The organism is Mycobacterium sp. NAZ190054 (genome assembly GCF_001545925.1).
Taxonomy (GTDB): Bacteria; Actinomycetota; Actinomycetes; order Mycobacteriales; family Mycobacteriaceae; genus Mycobacterium.
In genome coordinates, this window is record NZ_LMVQ01000247.1 from 1 (window position 1) to 5598 (window position 5598).

The window sequence follows — 5598 nt, forward strand, 5'->3', positions numbered from 1 at the left end:
TGATGTTGAGCGCCGTCGACTTGCCGCATCCGCTGGGCCCCAACAGGGAGAGGAACTCCCCGTCCATGACATCGAGGTCCATCCCGCTCAGCGCGATCATCTCGTTGCCACCGCTGTGATACGTCTTGCTGATCCCGCTGGCTCGAACCAGGGGGTCGGTCTTGGTCATGGTCATGGATTCCATCGCGGTTGCCGTCAATCCTCAGCCGGTGTAGTTCGCTGCTTGTTCCTTGACCTGCGCCCGGTCGAAATCGTTGGCGAAGTCCAAGAATTGGGTATTGAGGAAGGTGTCGAGGTCATACGCCGACGAGCTCTCCATCGTCGAGGCGATGGTATCCAGGAAGATCCTCGTCTCCTCGGGATCGTGCGCCCCGATGCGCTCCGGGTTCTTCGGCGGGACCTGGGTCAGCGAGAGGTCGAAGCGAAGCAGTCCCTGGGACACTCCGTCGGCATTCTCCTCGAACGCCGCCGGGTTGGCCTCCCTGAGGAAGTTGATGCACGCCTCGTTGTTGGCAAGGCAGAACTCGATTCCCATCGCGGTGCCGCGCGAAAGCGCCTCCAACGCTTCGGGTTTGGATTCGATGACCTTCGACGTCGTGATGATGCCACGGGCCGGGAAGCCTTTGAACTCCTCAGGCGTCAGGTCGTCGAGGTTGAGGCCGGCGGTCTGCAGGCCGAAGATGTCGTTGTAGGCCGTCGAATACGCGTCGACGGATTTGTTGGTGATGGCCGCGAACGTCTCCGGACCGCCGTCTCCGATCGGGATGATCGTCACGTCGCTGATCGGGTCGATACCCTCCTTGCGCAGCGCCGCTTCGAGGAATGCGACCTCACCGCCACCCGCCTCCGACACGCCGATCTTCTTGCCTCTCAGGTCGGCGATGGACGCGATGCCCGAGTCGTTCGGGGCGAAGACGCCGAAGATCGCGCCGGTGCTGTAGGTGAAGATGTTGACAACGTCCTGACCGCCCAGCAGTGCCTCGCCGACGGTCGGCATCGACGGATTGCCCGCCTCGAGGTTGCCGGCGATGAGCTGCTCGATGGCGTCACCGCTGCCGCCGGTGGGGACGAACTCGACGTCGAGCCCGAGGTCCTCGTAATAGCCGAGTTCGTCGGCGGCCAGCCACCCCCACCATTCGGCGGTGAACGTGTCCGTGGCGGCCATGCCCATCTTGATGGTCTGCATACCTCCGCTCTCGGTGCTCTCACCGCCGCCCGAGGAGCAAGCGGCCAGGACCAGCGCTCCACTCGCCATGACGGCGAGCGCGGCAAGTCGTTTCTTCATCGCGAATCTCCTTTGGTCCGGATTTTCTGCAAGAGCAACAGTGCATGGAGGGTGGTGGGTGGTGTGACGGCAGACTGTTTCTCGATACCAATGTGACAGGGCTAACAGCCCGTGTCAAGACACTGTCTCGTTTTTCTGGACGCCTGCAAGCGCGTCGAGAATCGCGGCCGTCATATCGGAGGTGCGTGCCGTTCCGCCGAGATCCGGTGTGCGTACATCGGTCTCGGCCAGCACGCGGCGGATGGCGCCCAGGATCGCCTCGGCGGCGTCGGGATGGCCGAGGTGGTCGAGCATCATCGCGGCCGACCAGATCTGCGCGATCGGGTTGGCCACACCGGTGCCCGCGATGTCCGGGGCGGAACCGTGCACCGGTTCGAACATCGAAGGGTGGTCCCGTTCCGGGTTGAGATTCGCCGACGGCGCCATCCCGAGGCTGCCGACGATCGCGGCGCCGACATCGCTGAGGATGTCGCCGAACAGGTTCGATCCGACGATGACGTCGAGCTGACCAGGATGGCTGACCAACCGGGCGGCCAGAGCGTCGACGTGCATCGACCGGTAGTCGACGCCGCGATGCCTGGCGACGACCTCGGCGGCGACGTCGTCCCACATCGTCATCGTGTGGATGATCCCATTCGACTTGGTGGCCGATGTCAGTCGGCCGCTGCGTGATTCGGCGAGCCGAGCGGCGTACTCGACCACACGCTCGATCCCGCGCCTGGTGAAAACCGCCTCCTGGACGGCGAACTCGTGCGAGGTGCCCGAGAAGACGCGGCCGCCGACTTCGGAGTACTCCCCCTCGGTGTTCTCCCTGACGATGAGGATGTCGATGCCGGCCTCCGTGTCGCGCAGCGGGCTCGGCACACCGGGAAGCAGCACTGCCGGCCGCAGGTTCACGTACTGGTCAAAGGCCCTGCGAATCGGAACGAGCAAACCCCACAACGACACGTGGTCCGGCACGCTCGGATATCCGACCGCCCCCAGCAGGATCGCATGGTGACCGGCCAGCGTGTCGATGCCGTCGGCGGGCATCATCGCCCCGGTCTTCAGGTACGTCTCGCAGCTCCACGGATACTCGGTCCACTCGACCGAGAATCCGAAGGGGCCCGCGAGCGCCTCGACCACGTCGATCGCCGCGGGCATCACCTCCTGTCCGATGCCGTCACCCGCGATCACCGCGATGCGGTGAGGTCCGGCGGCGGGCACTACTTTATGGCCATCGGGTTGACAGGCGAGCCGACGCCCTGGGTGATGGGAAGCGGTGGCGCGCAGAAGAAGAAGTCGTACTGGCCGTCGGCGGCGCAGTCGGTGGCGAGCTCCTCGAGGTCGAAGATCTCACCCACGAAGAGCCCCATCGCGACGATGAAGACGCAGTGCAGCGGCTGGAAGACGTCCGGCGTCTCGTTGGGCAGGACCTCCATGCCCCACGTGTCGGTGGCCACACCCGCGATCTTGCGTTCGGCGACCCACGGCACGCTCGCCAGACCCAGGCCCGGCGCAGGGCCGCCCGCGTAGTCGCCCCAGTTGCCGCGACGCTCACCCAGCTGACCCGTGCGAATCATCACGAAATCGCCTTTGCCGACGATGACGCCGTGGGCCTGTTCGCAGCCTTCGAGGTCCTCGGAGGTGATCGCGTAACCGGGTTCGAGCGCGTCGACCCCCTTGTAGCGGGCGATGTCGAGCAGCACGCCGCGGCCTGCGACGCCGTCGCGGGCCTGGGTGATGTCGTTGACGTGGGCGCCCTTGCTGGTCACCTGCCTGGCCGGGAAGCCGTTGTACATCTTGTCCTCGAACATGATGTGCGCCAGAGCATCCCATTGGGTGCCCGACTGCAGCGGCATGATGATCATGTCGTCGGTTCCGCGGATGTGGCGGTCGTTGCCGCCGTAGAAGTCGTCGATGATGGTGCCGGAGACGACGTCACCGCCGTCGCGGAACATCAGGTGGATGGGGTTGAACCGGCCGAAGCCGCCGATCTGCGGGCCGTTCGAATCGACCGGGAGTGCGAGTGAGATCCGCTTGCCCGACCGGATGCTGGATGCGGCGCGGGCGACGTCCTGCTCGGTGCAGTGGTTCAGCGTGCCACGCTGGTCCTTTTCACCCCAGCGACCCCAGTTGGAGTAGGTGGCGCTGAGCTCGCGCACGGTCTCGACGTTGGGCTTGGTGGAGATCGACGTCATCGATCGGTCCTCCCTGTAGATGTGTTGGTTGGTTGTCAGAGCGGCGCGGGCTGCGCCGATCCTTTCGGCGCTACGGCGTCGATGTCGGTGACGACGTCGATCAGGACTGGTCCATCTGCCGCGACGGCCTGCGCCATCGCGCATTCGAACTCGCCGGCCTTCTCTACCCGAATACCCTTGACGCCAAGAGATTCCGCTACCCGGGTGTAGTCGACGTCGTTGAAGTGCCACAACTCGTGATGGCGCCCGTGCAGCGAGCCGCCGTAGGCGACGGTGTACGGGTTGATCTCCTGGTTGAGCGAGTGGTTGTTGTTCACGACGGCGATCAGCGGGACATTCCACCGGGCCGCGGTCTCCAGCTCGCTCAAGTGGTAGAGCAGACCACCGTCGCCGGTGAACAGCACGACCCGGCGGTCCGGACGTCCGATCTGCGCGCCGATGGCCGCCGGCAGCCCCCACCCCAGAGAGCCTGCGGCGCGGAGGAATCCCTGCCCGGCGGGGAGATCGAGGTGCGCGGCTGTCCACATTCCGGCGTGCCCGGTGTCGGCCACCACCAGCGCATCGTCGGGCAGCAGTCCGCCGAGGCGGTCGGCGAGCCACTCTGGTCGCAACGGAGTCCGCTCGCCGACGTGCTCGGCCACCGAGGCACGCCACCGGCGCGCCAGTTCGGCGGTGCGCTCCACCCATTCGGGTCGCTGCTGCGAATCCGACGCGAGCGCCTCCAGCAAGGCGGTGAGGCCGAGCTTGGCGTCACTGACGATCGCGACCTCCGTCTCGAAGTGACGGCCGATCTCGCGCGGCTCGATGTCGAGGTGCATCACCCGTGTCGATCGCGCCGGGATCTGCCAGTTGAGCGTGAGCTGACTGCCCGTCTGGCTGCCGACGTAGAACACCAGGTCCGCCTCGAGCAGCGCCTGGTTGGCGCTGGCGCGCGCATACAAACCGGGGATGCCCACGAGCAGTGGATGGTCGCCGGGAACGGTGTCCTTGCCGTTCAACGACGTTGCGATCGGAATGTCGAGCTTTTCGGCCAGCGCGACGATCTCCGCGCCCGCTCCTGATGCGCGCACACCGCCGCCCGAGACGATGACAGGACGCTGCGCGGCGCGCAAGGCCTGCGCGGCCGCGGCGATGCTGCCCGGATCCGGCGCGATCCGCAGACCGGGAAGCGCACGGATCTGCGGAGAGGGGACTTCGGCGTCGAGGGTGTCGTTTTCGATGTCGTCTCCGGTATGCCCTGCCAACTCCAGATGTGTCGGCCCAGGCTTGCCCACCGTCGCATCCCGGAAGGCCTGGTCGAGTTGGTCGGGTAGCCGGTCGGCGTGCATCACTTGGCGGCTGGACCGGGTGACCGGCTTGAAGAGCGGGAAGTCCTCGATCTCCTGGTAGTAATTCCGCCCCCGGCTCCAGCGGTAGGGTCCGCCGGTCATGGCGATCACCGGCGAGCACCCGAGATACGGATCCCGCAGGCCGGCAGCAAGATTGGCCGCGCCCACGTTCTGCGCCATACAGATGCCCGGGCGACCGGTCGCTCGTGCGTAGCCGTCGGCCATGTAGGCCGCCGACTTCTCACCGTGGGTGACGATCCTCTGGATAGGCGTGTGCTCCATCTCGACGAGCGTGCGACTGAGGACCGTGGGGACGAGGAAGACCGCGGTGACGCCGTAGGCGTCCAGCGACTGCGCGAGATATTGCGCGCCCGTCATAGAGGGCACATTCACCATCCTGTCTTGTTTTACGAGACATTGTCTTGAGAGAGACTGCCAGTGTCGTGGATCACTGTCAACACCCAAAGTGAGACGGCGTTGCAGATTTTGGCCTTGCCGTCGACCTGGCCGACAGCTTGACCGCGCTCGTCGGAAGCGGCGAATGTGAATTGGCCGGGTTCTTCAAACCCGGCAGTGTCGCGACATCCCGTCGTCGGCGAGGATCGCGACCGGTCCTCTGCGGCGAGAACGACCGGAACCCGGGACGGAACCCGCTAACGTGGTGGCCATGGGGTCACGGCGCCTCCTTTACCGCACCTTGTATCGGGTGGGGTTCACACCATGGGACGGGCACCCCATGGCCGGCAGCCTCACGTCCCTCGTCGAATCCGGTTCCCTGACCCCCACCACCGCACTCGACCTCGGC

The 5598-nt window shown here is 65.9% G+C and carries 5 protein-coding genes; all 5 read right to left on the minus strand.

The window, feature by feature from the left end; translation table 11 throughout:
• Positions 1-184: ATP-binding cassette domain-containing protein (locus ASJ79_RS35115; RefSeq protein WP_156448505.1), on the minus strand; the 184-nt coding region annotated here is incomplete at its 3' end.
• Positions 185-202: 18 nt separating this feature from the next.
• On the minus strand, positions 203-1285 hold the full coding sequence (locus ASJ79_RS17545) for an ABC transporter substrate-binding protein (protein ID WP_082753899.1): 1083 nt from the start codon (positions 1283-1285) through the stop codon (positions 203-205).
• A 114-nt stretch (positions 1286-1399) separates the two neighbouring features.
• Positions 1400-2491 carry a tartrate dehydrogenase gene (locus ASJ79_RS17550; protein WP_255374742.1) on the minus strand — a complete coding sequence of 364 codons (1092 nt, stop codon included), beginning with the start codon at positions 2489-2491 and terminating at the stop codon, positions 1400-1402.
• Positions 2491-3465 (minus strand): cyclase family protein, encoded by a 975-nt coding sequence (locus tag ASJ79_RS17555; protein ID WP_067957690.1) that lies wholly within the window; start codon positions 3463-3465, stop codon positions 2491-2493. The genes ASJ79_RS17550 and ASJ79_RS17555 overlap by 1 nt, the downstream gene beginning before the upstream one ends.
• A gap of 35 nt (positions 3466-3500) precedes the next feature.
• Positions 3501-5171, minus strand: coding sequence for a thiamine pyrophosphate-binding protein (locus tag ASJ79_RS17560; RefSeq protein ID WP_067957692.1), 1671 nt, complete (start codon positions 5169-5171; stop codon positions 3501-3503).
• Between the last annotated feature and the right edge of the window lie 427 nt (positions 5172-5598).